At 51.4% G+C, this 20,482-nt stretch carries 18 protein-coding genes; 15 read left to right on the top strand and 3 right to left on the bottom strand.

Features of this window, described 5'->3' with window-relative positions; genetic code table 11:
• Positions 1–174 precede the first annotated feature (174 nt).
• The 4 genes from acpS (at position 175) to IV54_RS07910 (ending at position 2,411) form a co-directional block, all read left to right on the top strand.
• On the top strand, positions 175–531 hold the full coding sequence (gene acpS / locus IV54_RS07925) for a holo-ACP synthase (protein WP_057878832.1): 357 nt from the start codon (positions 175–177) through the stop codon (positions 529–531).
• A 5-nt stretch (positions 532–536) separates the two neighbouring features.
• Positions 537–1,661, top strand: a complete 1,125-nt coding sequence (gene alr / locus IV54_RS07920; RefSeq protein ID WP_057878831.1) for an alanine racemase — start codon at positions 537–539, stop codon at positions 1,659–1,661.
• A gap of 84 nt (positions 1,662–1,745) precedes the next feature.
• Entirely contained in the window at positions 1,746–1,982 is a 237-nt protein-coding gene (locus IV54_RS07915) for a hypothetical protein (protein ID WP_057878830.1), read from the top strand.
• Positions 1,983–2,012: 30 nt separating this feature from the next.
• On the top strand, positions 2,013–2,411 hold the full coding sequence (locus IV54_RS07910; protein WP_057878829.1) for a type II toxin-antitoxin system PemK/MazF family toxin: 399 nt from the start codon (positions 2,013–2,015) through the stop codon (positions 2,409–2,411).
• 263 nt (positions 2,412–2,674) lie between these two features.
• Here IV54_RS07910 and cbpA read toward each other — a convergent pair whose 3' ends face one another.
• From cbpA to IV54_RS07895, 3 genes are all read right to left on the bottom strand, one after another.
• Positions 2,675–3,316 carry a cyclic di-AMP binding protein CbpA gene (gene cbpA, locus IV54_RS07905; protein ID WP_057878828.1) on the bottom strand — a complete coding sequence of 214 codons (642 nt, stop codon included), beginning with the start codon at positions 3,314–3,316 and terminating at the stop codon, positions 2,675–2,677.
• A gap of 209 nt (positions 3,317–3,525) precedes the next feature.
• A complete protein-coding gene (locus tag IV54_RS07900) occupies positions 3,526–4,914 on the bottom strand; it encodes a L,D-transpeptidase family protein (protein WP_057878827.1) in 1,389 nt (462 codons plus the stop codon).
• Between the two features lie 400 nt (positions 4,915–5,314).
• A complete protein-coding gene (locus tag IV54_RS07895; protein ID WP_057878826.1) occupies positions 5,315–6,277 on the bottom strand; it encodes an L-lactate dehydrogenase in 963 nt (320 codons plus the stop codon).
• 350 nt (positions 6,278–6,627) lie between these two features.
• Here IV54_RS07895 and pth point away from each other — a divergent pair, with 350 nt between their 5' ends.
• From pth to dusB, 11 genes are all read left to right on the top strand, one after another.
• Positions 6,628–7,185, top strand: coding sequence for an aminoacyl-tRNA hydrolase (gene pth / locus IV54_RS07890; protein WP_057878825.1), 558 nt, complete (start codon positions 6,628–6,630; stop codon positions 7,183–7,185).
• A 16-nt stretch (positions 7,186–7,201) separates the two neighbouring features.
• Positions 7,202–10,750, top strand: a complete 3,549-nt coding sequence (gene mfd, locus IV54_RS07885; RefSeq protein WP_057878824.1) for a transcription-repair coupling factor — start codon at positions 7,202–7,204, stop codon at positions 10,748–10,750.
• A gap of 11 nt (positions 10,751–10,761) precedes the next feature.
• A complete protein-coding gene (locus tag IV54_RS07880) occupies positions 10,762–12,342 on the top strand; it encodes a putative polysaccharide biosynthesis protein (RefSeq protein ID WP_057878823.1) in 1,581 nt (526 codons plus the stop codon).
• A gap of 2 nt (positions 12,343–12,344) precedes the next feature.
• Positions 12,345–12,614 carry an RNA-binding S4 domain-containing protein gene (locus IV54_RS07875; RefSeq protein ID WP_057878822.1) on the top strand — a complete coding sequence of 90 codons (270 nt, stop codon included), beginning with the start codon at positions 12,345–12,347 and terminating at the stop codon, positions 12,612–12,614.
• Positions 12,615–12,726: 112 nt separating this feature from the next.
• Positions 12,727–13,137 (top strand): FtsB family cell division protein, encoded by a 411-nt coding sequence (locus IV54_RS07870; RefSeq protein WP_057878821.1) that lies wholly within the window; start codon positions 12,727–12,729, stop codon positions 13,135–13,137.
• A gap of 208 nt (positions 13,138–13,345) precedes the next feature.
• The gene (locus tag IV54_RS07865) at positions 13,346–13,888 is read left to right on the top strand and encodes a S1 domain-containing RNA-binding protein (protein ID WP_057878820.1); all 543 of its coding nucleotides are present in this window, start codon (positions 13,346–13,348) and stop codon (positions 13,886–13,888) included.
• Between the two features lie 68 nt (positions 13,889–13,956).
• The gene (gene tilS, locus IV54_RS07860; protein ID WP_057878892.1) at positions 13,957–15,324 is read left to right on the top strand and encodes a tRNA lysidine(34) synthetase TilS; all 1,368 of its coding nucleotides are present in this window, start codon (positions 13,957–13,959) and stop codon (positions 15,322–15,324) included.
• Positions 15,325–15,340: 16 nt separating this feature from the next.
• Positions 15,341–15,883, top strand: coding sequence for a hypoxanthine phosphoribosyltransferase (gene hpt / locus IV54_RS07855; protein WP_057878819.1), 543 nt, complete (start codon positions 15,341–15,343; stop codon positions 15,881–15,883).
• A 108-nt stretch (positions 15,884–15,991) separates the two neighbouring features.
• Positions 15,992–18,094 (top strand): ATP-dependent zinc metalloprotease FtsH, encoded by a 2,103-nt coding sequence (gene ftsH / locus IV54_RS07850; RefSeq protein ID WP_057878818.1) that lies wholly within the window; start codon positions 15,992–15,994, stop codon positions 18,092–18,094.
• Positions 18,095–18,244: 150 nt separating this feature from the next.
• On the top strand, positions 18,245–19,132 hold the full coding sequence (hslO, locus tag IV54_RS07845; protein ID WP_057878817.1) for an Hsp33 family molecular chaperone HslO: 888 nt from the start codon (positions 18,245–18,247) through the stop codon (positions 19,130–19,132).
• Between the two features lie 13 nt (positions 19,133–19,145).
• Positions 19,146–20,162, top strand: a complete 1,017-nt coding sequence (gene dusB, locus IV54_RS07840; protein WP_057878816.1) for a tRNA dihydrouridine synthase DusB — start codon at positions 19,146–19,148, stop codon at positions 20,160–20,162.
• Positions 20,163–20,482: the final 320 nt, after the last annotated feature.

Below are 20,482 nucleotides of genomic sequence, written 5' to 3'. Positions count from 1 at the left end.
CTCTCTTTTGAGATCTGACTAGCAGTGAGTTCTCTGAATTAGTTTACGTTTTCCCTTAACCGATCAAGTTGTGGGGGTCAATCGGTCTGCCCTGTGCTAGAATATAACCTAGACATTCCAGCAGTGGTGTGACAATTGACAGATTTAAGACGAGTAGACAGGAGCGAAAACGTCATGATTTATGGGATCGGCATTGATATTACAGACTTGGATCGCGTTGCCCAGGTCGTGGCGAAGCAACCCCAGTTCTTAGAAAAGGTGCTGACGCCCGACGAAATAGTGGACTATCGCCAACTCAGTCAACGGCGGGCCGTGGAGTTTATCGGTGGCCGGTGGTCGGCTAAGGAATCTTACAGCAAGGCCATGGGCACCGGGATCGGATCTGTCGTGGGTTTTCAAGATATTGAAATTCGCGACAACGCTCAGGGCCAGCCAATTGTCACACGCCAACCGTTTGAGGGGATTGCCCACGTATCGATTTCACATACCGATACTGTGGTAATGACGGAAGTCATCTTAGAAAGAGGGTAAGTGTCATGGCAATTGGGGAACATCGACCAACACAGCTGGTCATCGATCGACAAGCTTTACGGCAAAACATTCACGCAGAGGTTGAACGTCTGACACCCGGGTGTGATTTATTCATGGTGGTTAAGGCTAATGGTTACGGTCACGGTGCGGTTCAGGTGGCGCAGGCCGCCAAGGACGCGGGGGCCCGTGGCTTTTGTGTCGCCATTTTAGATGAAGCTTTGGAATTACGGGCCGCTGGCTTTAATGAACCGATTCTGATTCTGGGTGTCACGAGTCCAGCCGATGCGCCACTGATGGCTAAGGAACACATCTCAGCCACGGTAGCCGCGATGGACTGGCTGACCGAAGCTGAGTCTTACCTGAACTTAGCGGGTACACCAGCACCGCTCCGGGTTCATCTGGGACTCGATACGGGGATGGGACGGATTGGTTTCCGGAACGCACCAGACTTGGTCGCTGCGGTTGATTATCTGACATCGCACGCCACGGAATTTGAATTTGAAGGGGTCTTTACCCACTTCTCCACTGCCGACGATCCCGATGACACCTACTTCAAACAACAATTTGCCAAATGGCAGACGCTCACTAAGGCCCTGCCTCGGCGGCCGCGCTACGTTCACGTTTCAAATTCGGCAACGAGCCTTTGGCACGCAGCCTGCAACGACAATCTCGTGCGATATGGGGTCGCAGGCTACGGCTTAAATCCTTCGGGGACGGCCATTCAAGAGCCCTTCCACCTGCAACCAGCCCTGAGTTTGACCAGCGAGTTGGTTTATACCAAGCGCTTGGCCGCCGGGGAGTCGGTGAGCTACGGGGCCACTTACACCGCTAAGGAAGCGGAATGGGTCGGTACGGTTCCGATTGGCTATGCCGATGGCTATGAGCGTCGGCTCCAAGGGTTTCACGTGTTAGTTGATGGGCAACCTTGTGAAATCATTGGGCGAGTTTGCATGGACCAGTTAATGGTTCGGTTACCACACAATTGTCCCCGAGGAACAAAGGTCACCTTGATCGGTAAAGATGGCGATCAGGAGATTACGTTGCAAGACGTGGCGACCTATTGTGGGACGATTCATTACGAGATTGCTTGCGGCTTTACCAGCCGGTTGCCACGACGGTACATTCACTAATTTGGACGGGTTAATAGTGTCCAGGTTAAGGGATTCGTGGTAAACTGTATGAGGTAAGAACGTTAACAACCTAGGAGGGTGAACATGATCCGTTCGCAACAAATCAAACGTCCACAGATCCGATTGCATATTTCCAAGACGGTTCGGCGACAGGCATTGATTCCGATGCACGCCGCGGCAGCCCGGAAGCTGGCACTCATTGTTGGCTACCAGGCAATGGCTTTGATTAACCGGGATCTCGTCCGAGCATTTACACCATGTGAAGAGGAAGCAGAACGGCGGTTAACAACCTTTCGTAATGCACAACAAGTTAAACAGTAATTAATTTATGAGGATAGGGGATGGCGGCCCATGGCCCGTGTTGAAGTTAAACGCGGTGACGTTTTCTTTGCCGACCTATCACCAGTCGTTGGTTCGGAGCAGGGTGGCATGCGCCCCGTGTTAATTATCCAAAACAACGTGGGGAACCATTACAGTCCGACCGTAATCGTGGCGGCAATCACCGCACGGATCGAGAAACCGAAGATGCCGACGCACGTTGGCATCTCGGCGGAACGAACCGGTATTGAGCGGGATTCCGTCATTTTGCTTGAACAAATTAGAACGATTGATAAGCAACGGTTAAGGGAGCAAGTGACCCACCTGGATGTTAAAACAATGGCAGCAGTCGATACCGCTTTAGCGACGAGTATCGGCCTGGTGGATAAGTCACGCAAGAAAAAGAATAAACCCAGAAGATCCACTACATAGTACAATAGCGAGACTTTTAAAAAAGGTCACGACAATTTTGTCGTGGCCTTTTTTGATTGTCAGCTTTTATCAGGATTTGGGGATCAGAAAAGGCCGTGACTGGGTCACGACCTTTTGGGTGGCGCTTTGGGTTTATGGTGTCGAAACGTTCGCCAGAAGGCAGTCGACTCCGCTTAAACCTGCTAAGCACATAATCCCAAAACCAGGATTATCTACATAGCAGCCTTAATGCTCGACGACTAACCGCCTTCTGCCACACTCTTCTAACCTTCGTGACGCAAATCTTCAATTTCAGGCACGTGGAATTCTTTACGTTCCAATGCCTTGACGATCCGGTCGAGTTTTTCTTCATTGACTTCTGCGGGGAGGGTGAACATGGTTCGGTGAACCAGTTCGCCTTCTTGGGCGTCCAGGCTAATAACACTGGCAATGGACGTGTACTTGGTGATGACCTTGGCCATTCCGGCTAAGTCACCACGTTCACCGGCGGAAACGACCGTCAGCACGTAACTACCAATGTTAACGTTCCACGACTGGGACAGCATGTCCATCAGACGGGTATGTGTCAAGATACCGTAGAAGGCATTCTTGTTATCGAGAACGGCGATGTATGGCAAGTCCTTGATGGAGAAGAAGACGTTGAAGAAAGCGGCATTTACCGAGATAAACTTGGTGGCATTCTTAAGTAATGATGTCACCGGCAACTGCATGTCACCGCCACGAGATTTGTGACGGTAAATGTGCATCTTATAAATATTTCCGCGGAAGATTTGCCCGGTCTCATCCAGGATTGGAACACATCGGTAGCCCGAGTCTTCCAAAATCTTGAGGGCTTGTTCCAGGGTGACATCCTCGCGAACCGTAACTAAGCGTTCTTTCGGTTTCACTAGGGATTTTAACAGCATGGCTGATGACCTCCTAAAATTAGAAACTTCTAATAATCTCTTCCCATAATAACATAGTTTCTCAATTAAGTGGGGGCAAATTTGGTTAATTTTCCGAAAATTACCGAAAAGACGGAACTTACTGAAAACAAGTTGGGGGCTGATTTGTCGCCATAAAAAAGTGGTTATGGGGTCGTGACCGATCCCATAACCACTTATTAAAAATCTCATTAGAAGACGATGACGGGGGTCCCGACACTCACGTTGTCGAAGACCGACTTAATCTTGGAAGGTGGGGTATTCACACAGCCGTGTGACCCATGGGCCTTGTACCAAGTTCCGCCGTAGGTTGGTTGCCAAGGGGAGTCGTGAATCCCAACACCAGTATCATCGATTGGCATCCAGTACTTCACTTTAGAAGAGTACTTGGAGCCATTATCGTTCTTACCACGAAGGGTGGTGTTGCGCTGTTTACTCCAGATGACCCAGACCCCGTTTGGCGTATGGTGTGCCGTGGTTGGCAGACCCGTGACGACATCGGTCGAAACGACAAGCTTACCGTGCTTGTAGACCCACATGTGCTGGTTGACCTTGTCAACTTCAACGTAGGAATCGCCAATATCGGCTCCATTGTGGTGGTAGCCGCTCCCCTGAATGACAGGAGTTCGCGACATGCCCTTGCCAGCCAGAACTGAGGCGCTGAGCTTTGGTAACTCACTCTTGACCTTAATGCTCCAGCCATACAGTCCCGGCGCTACCGAAACTGTGCCACGTTTCGTGGACTTGAAGTGCCGCGTCTTGTAAATCGTCCCATACTTCTTACTGAGCTTTGTCAGGTAAACCTTCATAGCAGAGTTGTCGGCACTTAGCTTACCATTCTTGAATGTCAGCCAGGATGCTAACGTCTGATTAGGAATGGCAATGGTGTGACCACTGAGCTTGTAGATGTAGTCCTGCTTGGCAATCGACTCAGCCTTGGCCTTGGCTTGTTTGAAACTGGCATCGGTGGTGCTGACGGCAGGCTTCAGATAATCACCGGAGACATCGACCGTGCTGTCGCCAATTTCAATTGCATTCGTAATGGACTTCGCGACTTTAGCCGCGTCCAGTTGGTTACCGGTCTTTTGCTTGGTCACCACGTAGGCACCATTTTGGTAGATGAATGACGCGTCTGTTGACGACGTCCGCGTCTTGTTGGCCTTTGCCGAAATCGTATCGGCTAGGGTCCGAACACTCTGTTCATTGGCGTTGCTGGCGTTCAACTTGATGGTATCAGCGGTGGCCGTGGTGATGTGAACCGGCCAGGCCCAGGCATTTTGTTTCGTGATCAGTTTGCGCAGAGCCTGTTGTGAGGTGACCTTGAGATCGACCGACTGGGTTCTAAAGGAAGCCACGGTCTTGTGACCATCCTTTAACGTCAGTTGTTGATCTTTGAGGGTCGACTTCAGTTTTGCAGCGGCTTGGGCAGCAGTGTTGCCACCCACGTTAACGCCGGCAATTTGGGTATCTTTGAAGAAGACTTGTGCGTTGGCATAGTGATAAACTCGCCCAACATATAAGGCTCCGACCGCGACGATTGCGGTCACGAGCCCGATGCCGAAGGCTTTCTTCTTTTTCATTGGTGTGACCTCCTAAAGTAAGTCAGTAACAGGAAAGTCGTCGTCCTTTCGCTCACAGAATAGCATAACTCCAGCTTACTTCAAACAACATTAAATAACAATGCTGTTGCTCAGTTGTTAACGCTTTCTACAAAATTAATTGACTGCAAATATAGTTAACCGTCACTGGGGATAACGAGTTTAACTGTTAGATAGGTGACTTACAAAAGAGTGTGACAAAAGACGGTTAGTCAACGAGCATTAACGTCGCTAGACGAATAATCCTGGTCTTGGATTGTTTGGCTAGCGGGGTTAAGCGGCGTTGACTGCCTTTTGTCACACGTTTCGACTTTTGATGTTCGGCGCACAAAAAGGACCCGAGACTTTTGTCTCAGGCCCTTCATTTTAAAAAGTTAGCTGACTACTTCAGGGCAGCTAAGCCGTCCTTGGTAACCTGCTTCAAGGTTGCAGCAGATTTAGCCATTAAGTCTTTTTCACGGTCGGAAAGGGGAACTTCAATCACACCGGCTAACCCACTACCATTGATGATAGCTGGGGTACCGATAAAGATGTCGTTCAAGCCATATTCGCCGTCTAAGGCAGCGCCAATTGGTAAGATGGCGTTTTCGTCACGCAAGATAGCCTTCGTAATCCGCATCAAGCAGGTAGCAACACCGTAGAAAGTGGCACCCTTCTTGTTGATGATTTCGTAAGCCTTGTTCCGCGTGTCGTCTTCGATCTTAGCCAAGTCATCATCAGTGATGCCTTGTTCTTTAGCAAGAGCCTTCAAAGGTTTCGTGCCGATCGTCGCTTCGTCGTATGCGGCGAATTCGGAGTCACCGTGTTCACCCATGATGTAGGCGTCCACGTTCCGTGGGTCGACGTTGAACTTCTTAGCCAAAGCCACGCGTAAACGAGACGTGTCCAAAGAAGTCCCGGAACCGATAACCTTTTCCTTAGGGAAACCAGAGAACTTCCAAGTAGCGTAAGTTAAGATGTCAACTGGGTTAGCAGCAACCACGAAGATACCATCGAAGCCAGAATCAACAACTGGCTTAACAATTGAAGACAAGATCTTCAAGTTCTTGTTGACCAGGTCCAAACGGGTTTCGCCAGGCTTTTGTGGGGCACCGGCAGTGATCACAACGACATCAGCATCGCCACAGTCGGAGTAGTCACCGGAGTAGACTTTCTTAGGTGCCGTGAAGACTTGAGCATCTTCAAGGTCTAAGGCGTCTCCTTCAGTACGGTCCTTAATAACATCCACAATTACAAATTCTTCAGCTAAACCTTGGTTTATCATTGAGTAAGCATATGATGATCCAACGGCACCGTCACCAACGAGAACGACTTTTTGATGGTTTTTAGTAGTCAAATCCTTCATCTCCTAATAAAATTTAGACATCAAGGTACGCAGTAATACCCAGTGCTTAGTATACCATGTTCACCAGGTAGCGACTACGTGACGACCCTAAATTTGTGAACTTTTTAGCTTGAAAACGCCACCATTGCAATGCTTGTAGGCCGGATCAGTGCAGGGGTGGTGGGACTATGCTATACTCTAGAGCGTTGATTAGATTTGTGAAATTGACTGAGCCAGCTGAACGGGGATCCGGATCCCGTCCAGCCATTTTGTTTCACCTGGGAAGCCCCAGGACGCCCACCAGAGAAGTCGGCGCGGGCGATGTCACTAACCAGTAAATTAGGGTTCATATAAGGGAGTAATTGTTAAAAATGAAAATGATCGTTGGATTAGGCAACATTGGCCCACAGTACACGGGAACACGGCATAACACCGGTTTTATGGTGGCGGATGCCTTTGCCAAGGAACACCAGATCACGCTCACCACGCGGAAGTTCGATGCCCGTTTCGGTAGCGGCATGGTTAACGGTGAAAAGGTATTGGTCGTTAAACCCACAACCTTTATGAATGAATCTGGCCGGGCAGTTCACCCTCTGATGGACTACTTCAAGATTGACCTGGAAGATATCTTCGTCATTCAAGATGACATGGACCTGCCAGTTGGTCGTATCCGCCTCAGAGATCATGGGTCAGCCGGGGGGCACAATGGGATCAAGAGTATCATTGCCCACGTGTCTAGCGAGAAATTCAAGCGTTTGCGGGTAGGTATCGCCCATCCCCAGCAACATTCTGTGGTGGATTATGTTTTAGGCAAATTTACCACGGAACAGGCCCCACTCTTTAACCAGGCAACCGATCAGGCTGTGGCCGCATTGGATGACTGGATGGGGGGTACCGAGTTTACCCAGTTAATGAATCAATACAATTAGGAAGAGGACATTAGCCGTGAATTTAGAAGCATTTATGACGCAGACAACTCAATATGCAACGGTGCGGCAGACCCTCGGGCGCGGTCAGCGTCAACTCGTGACCGGGCTGAATGGTTCGGCAGAGACCTTGTTTATTGCCAGCCTCCTACACGAGCAGCAACGGTCCATTGTCTACGTGACGGATACCCTGTATCACGCGGGGCAGTTGGTGGAAGATCTCGCCAATTTATTGCGAGACGATGAGCTTTATGAATTTCCAGTCGAAGAACTTTTGGCGGCCGAGGTTGCCACGAGTTCACCAGAATACCGGTCCGATCGGATCGATGCCTTGCGTGCTTTGCAGAGCGACCGACCAGTTGTGATTGTGACGTCACTGTCAGGGTTACGCCGATTCTTGCCAGCCCCCAGCAACTTTGCTGCGGCCCGGTTTAGCGTCAAAATCGGTGGCGAGTTCGACCTCGAGGACTTGCAACAACGGCTGTTTGCCATGGGCTATGCCCACCAAAAATTAGTGGCTGGTCCCGGTGACTTCGCCGTGCGGGGGTCGATTGTCGATATCTATCCATTAGCCGCCGACTATCCCGTGCGGCTGGATTTCTTCGACACCGAGATTGACTCCTTACGGTATTTTGACCCCGCCACCCAGCGGAGTATTGAAAACGTGGACGCTGTCGAAATTTTGCCAGCCACCGACTTCATTCTCACCGCAGATGAGCGAACGGCTGGTGCCGATCGCTTAACTGCGGAGCTGGCCAGTCAAGTGGCTAAGCTGGATGAGGACGCCACTGAAACGTTAACCAATCAGGTGAAACCGCTGATCGATGGGTTACGTAAGGGATCGGTTGATCCCCAACTTATGGAATTCGCGGACTATTTATTCCCGGAACATCACCAACTGCTGGATTACTTGCCAGATAATGGGTTGGCGTTGTTTGGGGACTATTCGCGTCTTCAGGATGCCGAACGGCAATTGCTGGAAGACGAGGCCAACTGGGCTACGGATAAACTCACCCATCACCAAATCTTCGCGCAACAGGTCTTCGGTGGGGAGTTACGGCCAATCGTTAAGGACGATGAGCATGCACAAGTCATGCTGGCCCTATTCCAGAAGGGGATGGGGAGTCTGCGGTTCCAGGCGGTCACGAACATCACCACCCGCGCCATGCAACAGTTCTTTGGGCAACTCCCGGTCATGAAGACGGAGATTGACCGCTGGCGTAAACAGAAACAGACGATTGTGCTGTTGGTTCAGGATGAGGAACGGCTCGCTAAGATTGAACAGACCTTGGATGACTTTGAAATTCAATCGGTGTTAACCAAGGCCGACAATTTACAAGGCGGCCTGACTCAGCTAGTGCCAGAACGCTTGCGGACTGGATTTGAATTACCTGAAGCCTCCTTGGTCGTCATCACGGAAGCCGAAATGTTCCAGAAGGTCACGAAGAAGCGGGCTCGTCGGCAAACGATGGCCAATGCCGAACGGCTGAAGAGTTATACCGATCTGAAGCCTGGGGATTACGTTGTCCACGTGAACCACGGGATTGGGAAGTTTATCGGGATGCAGACGTTGACGGTCGATGGGGTCCATCAGGACTACATGACCATCGATTATCAAGACAACGCGCAGCTGTTTATCCCGGTCACCCAGTTAAATCTGATTCAGAAGTATGTGTCATCTGAGGATAAGAAACCCCGGATTAACAAGCTTGGCGGGTCCGAATGGGCCAAGACCAAGAGTAAAGTGGCCGCCAAGATCGAAGACATTGCCGACGAATTGGTGGACCTTTACGCGAAACGCGCGGCCGAGAAGGGCTTTGCCTTTCCCAAGGATGACAGCCTACAGCACGACTTTGAAAATGACTTCCCGTATGCCGAGACGCCCGATCAATTGCGGACGATCGAGGAAGTGAAACATGACATGGAGAAGCCCCGGCCAATGGACCGGCTCTTAGTCGGGGATGTTGGTTATGGGAAGACCGAAGTGGCCTTGCGCGCCGCCTTTAAGGCAGTTGAAGCGGGGAAACAGGTGGCTTTCCTGGTGCCAACGACCATTCTGGCCCAACAACACTATGACACCATGATGAACCGTTTCGAAGGCTACCCGATTAACGTCGAGATGTTCTCGCGGTTCAGAACGGCTAAGCAGATTCGTCAGTCGATTGACGATTTGGAAGCCGGACAACTCGATATCGTCGTGGGGACGCACCGGTTACTTTCCAAGGATGTGAAGTTTAAGAACCTGGGTCTGGTACTGGTCGATGAGGAACAACGATTTGGGGTTAAGCATAAGGAACGCCTCAAGCAATTGAAGGCCAACGTCGATGTGCTGACGCTAACGGCGACTCCAATTCCCCGGACACTGCACATGTCAATGCTGGGGGTACGGGATCTGTCGGTGATCGAAACGCCACCGGCTAACCGTTTTCCCATCCAGACCTACGTGATGGAACAGAACGCGGGGGCCATTCAAGATGGGATTCGGCGGGAAATGCAACGGGGCGGCCAGGTCTTCTACCTGCACAATCGGGTGGAGGATATCGAGAAGACCGTCAGCCAGATTCAGGCGTTGGTTCCCGAGGCTCAGGTGGGCTTTATTCACGGGAAGATGACGGAAGCCCAACTCGAAGGGGTGCTCTTTGACTTCCTACGCGGGGACTACGATGTCTTGGTCACGACGACCATCATTGAAACCGGGATCGATATTCCGAATGCCAACACGCTGTTCGTCGAAAATGCGGACCGCATGGGGCTTTCCCAGCTGTATCAACTGCGGGGACGGATCGGCCGGAGTAATCGGGTCGCATACGCCTACTTTACCTACCAGCCCAACAAGGTGCTGACCGAGGTCAGTGAAAAACGGTTGGAGGCCATCAAGGACTTTACCGAATTAGGTTCCGGGTTCAAGATCGCCATGCGCGATCTCTCCATTCGTGGAGCAGGAAACCTCTTGGGTAAGCAACAACACGGATTCATTAATTCCGTTGGGTATGACCTTTATACTCAGATGCTGAGTGATGCCGTGGCGAAGAAGCGGGGTAAGAAGACGCAACCGAAGACGGATACCACGGTCGAGCTGGGTGTCGAGGCTTACCTGCCAAGTGACTACATCGCGGACGAACAACAGAAGATTGAAATGTACAAACGGATTCGCCAACTAGAGAGTGACGACGAGGTCAGTGAGATTCAAGCCGACCTGATCGACCGGTTTGGGGATTACCCAACGGCGGTTAGTCAGCTGCTTACGATTGGCCAATTAAAATTAGCCGCTGACCTGGCGCTGGTCGACAAGATCCGGCGGGTCAATGGGGATGTCTTCGTGACGATCTCTAAGCGCGGTACCAATATTTTAGGTGGCGATGACGTGTTCAAGGCGCTTTCGGCCACCAAGCTCAAGGCAACTGTGGCCGTCAATGATGACCGGCTCCATATTAAGCTGGTTATTCAACCAAAGATGACGGTGACGGACTGGTTGCCACAGGTGCAACAATTCCTGGCGGCCTTACGAGACATTGTTCTCAAGACCACGAAGCCAGCCGCCGATAAGGCGAAGGCAACGGACGACTGAGGAGGTCAGTGATGGGCAACCGCAATGTGAATACAGCCATGCAGGGGGCCCTCATTCTCTCAATTTCGGCGTTCATCGCGAAGCTTTTGAGTGCGGTGTATCGGGTGCCCTTTCAGAACATGGTGGGCAATACCGGGTTCTATGTTTATCAGCAGGTTTATCCAATCTATGGGATTGGGATGACCTTTGCGTTGAGTGGCTTGCCGGTTTTTATTTCTAAATTGGTGGCTGAAGCGCCGGATTTGGCGAGTCAACAACAGGTGGCACGTCAGGTTGAACGTTGGCTCTGGGCTGTCGCGCTGGGCATCTTTGGTTTCTTGATGCTGGCGGCCACGGCGTTAGCACGGGGGATGGGCGATCCCCAGCTGGCCCCGTTGATTCGAGTTGTGGCGGCGATGTTTCTCTTCATGCCCGCACTCTCAGTCAACCGTGGTTACCATCAGGGACGTTTTCAAATGCTGCCGACCGCGCGTTCGCAAGTGGTCGAGCAACTGGTCCGGGTCGTCGTGATTCTGACTGCAGCCGCTTGGGCCACCCATCAGCAGTGGTCGGTGTATACCATGGGTGCGTGGGCGCTTAGTGGGGGCACCGTCGCCGCATTAGCGGCCCTACTCGTTCTGCCTCAATGGCGGAAACGTGAGGTGGACCCACGGCGTCCGATTCCCCATGTTGGTCGGCGTCTGCTGGTCGAGGGGGGCACCCTGTGCCTCTTGACGGCCATGTTGGTGCTGTTACAACTGGTGGATTCCTTCACGGTGATGAAGGGCCTCGTCGCCGGTGGGATGAGTGCCGACGCAGCCAAATCACTGAAGGGAGTCTACGATCGGGCACAGCCGTTGGTTCAGCTGGGGTTGGTCGTAGCGGTGGCTTTTGCTACCTCCCTGTTACCAGCACTGACCGCCACGCGCCGGCGGGAACATCCCCAGACCTTTAAACGGTTGACGACGACCATGATGCGAATTGCCATGATGATTGCTGTGGCCGCTACGGCCGGTCTTATGGGACTGATGCCTTGGATTAATCGCCTGTTGTTTGGCGACACACAGGGGTCAACCATGCTGGCCGTGTACATGCTCAGCATCGTCTTGGCAACGCTGATTCAGACCTATAACAGTGTGCTCCAAAGTCAAGACCAGTATCGGCTGACGGTGGTGGCCTTGTTAGCCGGTTTAGCCGTTAAGATTGTCGGTAATGGGTGGCTAGTCCGTGAGTCGGGGGCCATTGGGGCCAGCTGGCTCACCGTCGTCAGTCTGCTAGTGATGCTGGGCATCGTCTGGTGGGGCTCGGAGCGTGACCTGCGGGCTGGAATTTGGCGCGGGGCGTTTCTTCCCAAATTAGCCGGGATCACGGCGATCATGGTGTTGGGCGTGCGACTCGCGATGACCATTTTGGAACGTTGGTGGCCCGCGATTGGCACGGGACGCTTGGCGGCGGGTGGCGGCCTGCTGATCGGGATTTCGGTCGGGGTGGCGCTCTTCTTAGGACTGGCCATTTGGTGGCATCTCCTGAGTATTCGGGAGTGGTTAGCCATCCCCCACGCCAAGAGTATGTTAAGATTATGGCAACAACTGAAGCGACACGGAGGAAATTAATTATGCGATTAGATAAATATTTGAAAGTTTCACGGATTATCAAACGGCGCTCTGTAGCCAAGGAAATTGCGGACAAGGGTCGGATTGAAATTAACGGTAAGGTCGCCAAGTCATCGTCTGACGTGGCCACAAATGATGAGCTGGTTATTAAGTTCGGTAACAAAACATTAACGGTCAAAGTTAATGAGTTGTTGGAAACGACGAAGAAGGATGACGCCGAACGGATGTACACCATCGTCAGTGAAGACTACGCACAGGATTTTCGGAAGTAATTTCGGTTAAATATGACGAATGTTTTACATTATGCCAAACGCTCTAGACGGGCAATTCGAAACTTGCTATACTCAAGTTAACCTATCTGGTAAAACTGAGGAGTGAGCAGAAATGGCTGATGTAAAACCGAAGCCGGCAAAAATTGAACGGTTAGAGAACGACTATACACGTCGGTTAGATCACCAGCAGGCCTCTGCCAAACACACCCAGTGGTTGGGGAAGCGGCGGATGCGTCGCGCGACACGAATTCTCGCCTTTTTTGCCGTATTTGCCATTTTCCTCGGGGTGCAGTTGGTGCGAACCAATGCCAGTCTGCATCATGTTCGCCAAGAGGTGAGCACTAGCGAAACGAAGCTGAAGGCCACAAAGGCTGAAAATCGCGACCTTCAAGGCCAAATTAAGCAGTTGAACAACCAGGATTATCTGGGACGGCTGATTCGCTCGAAGTATTACTATTCGAAGTCCGGGGAGACGATTTACAGTCTTCCAGGGGATCACGCCAGTGACGTGACTGCCAAATAAATGATGATGACCAACCGTCAGTTCGTTGAGAGCTGGCGGTTTTTATATGAGAAAGGGTCACATCCGTTGCCCGGCTAGTTAAGTTAGCCCCTTTTCTAAACGCTAAAAAAGATCGCCACTCCGGGGTTCTTTTTAGCGTTTGGCGTGTGGGAGCGGGTGGAATTGTGTTATACTGAAAACACTTATTTTAAGGAGGAACTTCTTGTTTATGGCAATCGAGGTTGGAGCTAAAGTTTCCGGAAAGGTCTCTGGAATTACGAACTTTGGTGCATTTGTTGATTTAGGCGACCACAAGACCGGGTTGGTCCACATTAGTGAAATTTCAGATGGGTACGTCAAGGATATCCATGACGTCTTATCAGTCGGTGATGAAGTGACGGTGAAGGTTTTGACCGTTGGTGACGACGGGAAGATTGGGCTTTCGATTCGAAAGGCCGTTGACCGTCCAGCTGGCGAGCAGGAACATCGTGGCCACAACACGCATCGTGATCACAACGAGCACGGTGATCATGCCCGTCGCGGTGGCAGTGCGCCTCACGGTGGTGAAAATCACAGTCATGGTCGACGTTTCGAGAATAATGGTTCCCGGCCCCACAGAGGGTCAGCAAATGGCCGTTTCTCAGGACATCACTCGGAAAACCATGAAGAAAGTTTTGACGACTTGATGTCAGGCTTCCTCAAGCAAAGCGAGGATCGTCTGGCAACTATCAAACGTAACACAGAAGGCAAACGTGGTGGCCGGCGTAGCTAATCTGTAAACACTAGGGACCGCACTTGTTGCGGCCTTTTTTGTTAACCTGGAACGAAGGGGCGACGGACGTGACGTTAGAAACGAGATTTCGACAGAACTGTCAGCGGTGGGGCTGGGCCGATCCCAAGCAACACGGCCTGATTGCGGTGTCGACTGGGGTGGACTCGATGGTGTTACTGACTCTATTTACGCGGTTACCGGCTAATGAACGGCCGCAACTGTCCGTGGTTCATGTCAACCATCACCTCCGCGAGCAGAGCCACACGGAAGAAATTTTCTTGAAAAAGTGGTGTGCGGACCGCCACATTCCAGTAACGGTGGCAGACTGGACGAGTGACCAGCATCCGGATCACGGTACGGAAGCGGCGGCCCGGGAATTTCGCTATGCGTTCTTCGGGGCCCAGCTGACGGCCCAGTCTGCGGATTGGGTGGCAACGGCCCACCAGGCCGATGAACAAGCTGAGACAATCCTATTGAAGCTTATTCGTGGGGGACAGTTGGATCAACTGACGGGGATGGCGCCCCAGCGGCCATTTCGTGGCGGGTCAGTGATTCATCCCCTGTTGCCATTTCGCAAGTCGGAACTCAAGGCCTACGCCCGCGAACAGCACATCCCCTGGTACGAGGACGTCACGAATCAGGAGTTGGAGGCGAGTCGTAACCGCGTCCGTCATGAGATTATGCCCCTGCTCCGGCGGGAGAACCCTCAGGTTGATCGCCATCTGATCACGTATGCCGACCAGCTTGCGGCGACGCTCCAGGTGACGGATCATGTTTTTGATCGGCAGTTGGCCACGATTCTGACGCAGAGCGACCCACTGGTGGGGGATGGCGCTCGTTTGTTAAGCTTTTCAATCGCCGACCAGCGGCTTTTGCTGGCCCGACTGTTGAAGCGGGCCTCACCCACGGTAGCGACGAATGCTGGCATGCTGGACCAATGCTTACAGTTGCTGGCGAATCCACAACATCCCACGGGTAGCGTGGAATTTGGGGCCGGTTGGCGATTTAGCAAACGCTATCAACAATTTCAGTTTACTCAGGTTAAAAAAATGCGTGAAAATTCGCTGGAAGCCCAGCGATTTATGGTAGTATTGAACCAATGGCAACCGTTGGGTGACGGCTGGCAGATCGGTTGCTTTACCGTGACTGCTGAACAAGACTTATCGCCGGCTGACCAGGTGGCGTTACGGGTGGATCAATTACCGTTAAGGGTGCGCCCGTGGCGGTCATCTGACCAGCTACGACTGGCTGATGGTCATCATCAATCAGTACGGCGGGTCCTCATCAACGCCAAGGTTCCCCGCGATCAGCGTGATCGTCAGCGGGTCTTGGTCACTGCAGGAGACGAAGTTCTGACAGTCATTGGGGTGAAGTGGGCGGTTCTTGCCGCACAACCACGGGCCAATCACTACCACGTAGTCATCAAACATGAATAGGCGAAAGGGGAACAGCATGAATAACGATATCGAAAGAGTCCTTTATAGTGAGGAAGACATTGCCGCAGCCTGCAGACGTTTAGGGACGCAGCTTGAGGAGGATTACCGGGATAAGACGCCTTTGATTATCTGTGTTTTAAAGGGGGCCATTTTGTTTATGACCGATGTGATTCGGGACATGGACATCTACGCCACGATTGATTTCATTGACGTCTCTAGTTATAACGGTGGTACCGCTTCTTCTGGGACCATTCGTTTATTGAAGGACTTGGACACGGATGTTGCCGGTCGCGATATCATCTTAGTCGAAGATATCATTGATACTGGACGGACATTGAAGTACCTCGAAGACCTGCTGAAGGACCGCAAAGCGAACTCAATTCGCGTTTGTACCTTAATGGACAAACCAAGCGGCCGGGTCGTTGAAGCCAAGGCGGATTACGTTGGTTTTAATGTGCCAAGTGAATTCGTCGTGGGTTATGGTTTGGACTACGAAGAAAAGTATCGTAACCTTCCGTATGTCGGTGTTTTAAAGCCATCCGTCTATTCAGATAAATAATTAGTCAACGATAGTCAATTGTGATAACATCTTATTTAGTTAAAGGGGCATAAGCTCTAAAATTTGTTCCTATCGTTATGCTGGGAACTGTGGGTAAGGAGGCACGACATGAATAATCGACGAAATGGACTGTTTAGAAATAGTCTGTTTTACATTGTGATCTTCTTGTTGATCATCGGTGTTGTTTACCTGTTTAATGGTAATAACAGCAGCTCACAATCCCAAGAAATCCAATCGAGTCAATTCGTTAAGGATTTGAACGCGAATAAGATCAAGAAATTCTCCATTCAACCTTCAGGGGGAGTTTACAAGATCACCGGGGAATATCGTAACGCGCAAAAGCGGACGACCAATACCGGTTTCAGTCTCGGCGGCTCACAGAGCACAGCTGTGACTGGCTTTAGCACTCAAGTTTTGACGAATAATTCGACGGTTTCCGAGATTGATAAGGTTGCCAAGAACCACAATGTAAAAGTCAATACCAAAGCAGAAGAGTCGAGTGGCTTCTGGATTAACTTGCTGGTGTACGCTGCACCACTAGTCATCTTTTTCTTCTTCTTCTACATGATGATGGGTCAAGCCGGCCAAGGCGGCGGCAATGGCCGTGTCATGAACTTTGGGAAGAGCAAGGCCAAACCAGCCGACAGCAAAGAGAACAAGGTTCGCTTTGCCGACGTTGCTGGTGAGGAAGAGGAGAAACAAGAACTGGTCGAAGTTGTCGAGTTCTTGAAGAATCCGCGTAAATTCGTGGCGTTAGGTGCCCGGATTCCATCCGGTGTGTTACTGGAGGGTCCTCCTGGTACTGGTAAGACGTTGCTAGCTAAGGCCGTTGCTGGTGAAGCGGCGGTACCATTCTTCTCGATTTCCGGTTCGGATTTCGTGGAAATGTTCGTTGGTGTCGGGGCCAGTCGTGTCCGGGATCTGTTTGAACAGGCCAAGAAGGCCGCACCTTCAATCATCTTCATTGATGAAATTGATGCGGTTGGTCGTCAACGTGGTGCCGGCATGGGTGGTGGCCACGATGAACGGGAACAAACGTTGAACCAATTACTGGTTGAAATGGACGGGTTTACTGGAAGCGAAGGCGTCATCGTGATGGCCGCTACCAACCGTTCCGACGTCTTGGACCCTGCCTTGCTACGTCCAGGCCGGTTTGACCGGAAGATTCTGGTTGGCCGTCCAGACGTCAAGGGTCGTGAAGCTATCTTGAAGGTTCACGCCAAGAACAAGCCTTTAGCTAACGATGTTGATTTGAAGGAAATTTCCAAGCAAACCCCTGGATTCGTCGGGGCCGACTTGGAAAACCTCTTGAACGAAGCGGCCTTGTTGGCGGCACGACGGAATAAGACACGGATCGACGCTTCTGACTTAGATGAAGCCGAAGACCGAGTTATCGCCGGGCCAGCTAAGAAGGATCGGGTCATCAGTCCGGAAGAACGGAAGACCGTGGCTTACCATGAAGCCGGCCATACCATCGTTGGGTTAGTCCTAAACGATGCGCGGGTCGTGCACAAGGTTACCATCGTTCCACGAGGCCGTGCGGGCGGTTACGCCATCATGTTGCCACGTGAGGACCAGATGCTGATGTCCAAGAAGGATGCTATGGAACAGATCGCTGGGTTGATGGGTGGTCGGACTGCTGAAGAGTTAATCTTCCATTCCAAATCATCTGGGGCTTCCAACGACTTTGAGCAGGCAACGCAAATTGCCCGTTCCATGGTTACCCAGTATGGGATGAGTGATGCCGTGGGGACCGTTGCACTGGAAAGTGCTGGCGGCCAACCATTCGCAGGTGCTGGTTACTACAACCAACCAAGTTACTCAGAACATACCGCTAACTTAATTGATAGTGAAGTTCGCCGGATCATCGGGGAAGCCCACGAGACTGCCCGGAAGATCTTGGAAGAACACAAGGTTGAACACAAGATTATTGCGGATGCCTTACTGAAATACGAAACGCTGGACGAAAAGCAAATTCTCAGCTTGTTTAACACTGGGAAGATGCCGGATAAGGACGGCGACGCCGAATTTCCAAGTGAAAAGGCGGCAACTTTTGAAGAATCCAAGCGCGAATTAGAACGGCGCGAGGCCGAACGTCAAGCTTCTACGGAAGCTAAGTTGGCTTCGAGTGCGTCGAGTGATGCCCCTGAGGCAGCACCGGCAAGTTCTGCCGCACCGGATGATCCAGATGATACCGACCATTCTGAATAGTCGTTGTGAGGAAAGGGTCTGAGACGTTGGTCTCGGCCCTTTTTCTGTCGGTTATGTTTGCAAACGGCTCAGTTTCTGGTAAGGTAGGGCATGGAAAAAGGTCCCGCGGAGCGTGCGTGAAGCACTGGCGGAGATGAAAGGACGTTAAGAATGGCAGATTACTTAATTAAAAGTTTGATTGATAATGGGATGTTTCGGGCCTACGTGGTCGATGCAACTGAGACGGTAGCCGAAGCCCAGCAACGACACGACACGTGGTCATCAGCAACCGCTGCTTTAGGTCGGACCCTGATTGGGACCATGTTACTGTCGACATCGCTCTTGAAGGGTGACGAGAAGTTAACGGTTAAGGTCAATGGCCACGGACCAGTTGGCGCCATTGTGGCTGACGGGAATGCCGATGGCACGGTGAAGGGCTACCTCCAGTACCCTCATATCAGTTTGCCGTTAAATGAAAAGCACAAGATTGACGTGCGCAAGGCCGTGGGGGTCCAAGGCATGTTAACGGTGACGAAGGACCAGGGCCTTGGCCAGCCCTATACGGGACAAGTGCCCTTGGTCTCCGGCGAGTTAGGTGAGGACTTTACCTACTATTTGGCTAAATCAGAGCAGATTCCGAGTGCCGTGGGCGTTTCCGTCTTCGTTCAACCGAATAACACGGTTAAGGTAGCCGGTGGGTTCATGATTCAGGTGATGCCCGGTGCATCCGACGAGGCGATTGCTCGGCTGGAGAAGCGTATCAAGGAAATGCCAATGGTCTCTGAGCTTCTATTAGATGGTCAGACACCGGAGGATATCTTGAATCTGCTATTTAAAGATGAAACGGTCAAAATTTTACAGAAGATGCCTGTCGGCTTTAAGTGTGATTGCTCAAAGGACTGGTTCGCCGCTTCGCTGGCTTCGATTCAACCAGAAGCCTTACAGGAAATGATTGATGAGGACCATGGTGCCGAGGCTGTTTGTCACTTCTGCGGGACCAAGTATGAATATTCGGAAGATGATCTCAGAGAGATTCTCGCCAAAGCCCAAGAGAAGTAAGGGGGCTGACGAGATGACTTGGAAGATAGGAGACGTCGAGATTGCCAATCAGGTCGTCGTTGCGCCCATGGCTGGCGTGACTAACGTGGCCTTCCGCCAGATCTGTAAGTCATTTGGAGCTGGACTGGTGGAGTGTGAGATGATCTCGGGCCAAGGAATCCACTACCAGAATCAGCGGACCTTGAAAATGATGGCCGTGGCTGCTAATGAACACCCGATGAGTATTCAGATATTTGGGGGAACAGAAGAAACCTTGGTTCAGGCGGCCCAGTATGTCGATCAACAGACAGCCGCAGATATTATCGACGTCAATATGGGATGTCCGGTGAATAAGGTCGTCAATACGGAGGCCGGGGCCAAATGGTTGCTGGATCCCGATAAGGTGCATCATATGGTGGCGGCAGTCGTCGCGGCGGTTGATAAGCCGGTGACGGTGAAAATGCGGACGGGCTGGGATGATCGCCACCTCTATGCGGTGGAGAATGCGTTGGCCGCAGAGTCCGCGGGAGCCTCAGCGATTGCCATGCATGGCCGGACCCGTAAACAGATGTATCAAGGGCACGCAGACTGGGAGATTCTCCATCGTGTTGCCGAGCAGCTGACGGTGCCCTTTATGGGAAATGGAGATGTCCGGACCCCGGAGGATGCCTGGAAGATGATTCATGAGGTTGGGGCCGATGCCGCGATGATTGGTCGAGCAGTGATGGGAAATCCCTGGTTACTGCAGCGCGTCAATCATTACCTGGAGACACGGGAATTACTACCGGAACCAACACCAGCGGATAAGATCAGCCTGGCTAAGACACACCTGCATGAGTTATGTGTGGCCCGTGGCCCGCAAGAGGGTCCCCGGGATTTCTGTAATCAGGTGGCTTATTACCTGAAGGGTATTCCCCATGCGGCCCGGACGAAGGTTGCGGTGACGAATGCTAAGGATGAAGCCACGATGATGACGCTATTGGATGACTTCTTAAGCCAGTTAACGGCGAGAACACAGCAGTCGTCGATAGTAAGATATAATGATCGTTAATTTAAGGAGCGGGCACTGGGTCGAGTTGACCGGTGCCCGTTTTGCTATTTGTAGGGATGGCCTTTTTATAAAAGTGGTTATTTATCGATTTTTTCAAATTTTATGCAGAAAACGCTTGACCCATTGGTCAATTGTTGGTATATTTATAAACGTTGTCACGACAGCACAGAGCGTTGTGCGTTGAAAGAAAAGATAAATTAGTTCTTGACGACTAAACGTTAGATATGTTATTCTAATATAGTTGTCACGAGGTAGTTATCTCTTGACAAGGTAGACCTTTGAAAACTGAACATTGTTTCGACAAACCAAATATGTGTAGG

It is taken from the genome of Levilactobacillus paucivorans (genome assembly GCF_001437125.1).
In the GTDB taxonomy this organism is placed as follows: domain Bacteria; phylum Bacillota; class Bacilli; order Lactobacillales; family Lactobacillaceae; genus Levilactobacillus; species Levilactobacillus paucivorans.
This window is presented reverse-complemented; position numbering and strand designations above follow the sequence as displayed.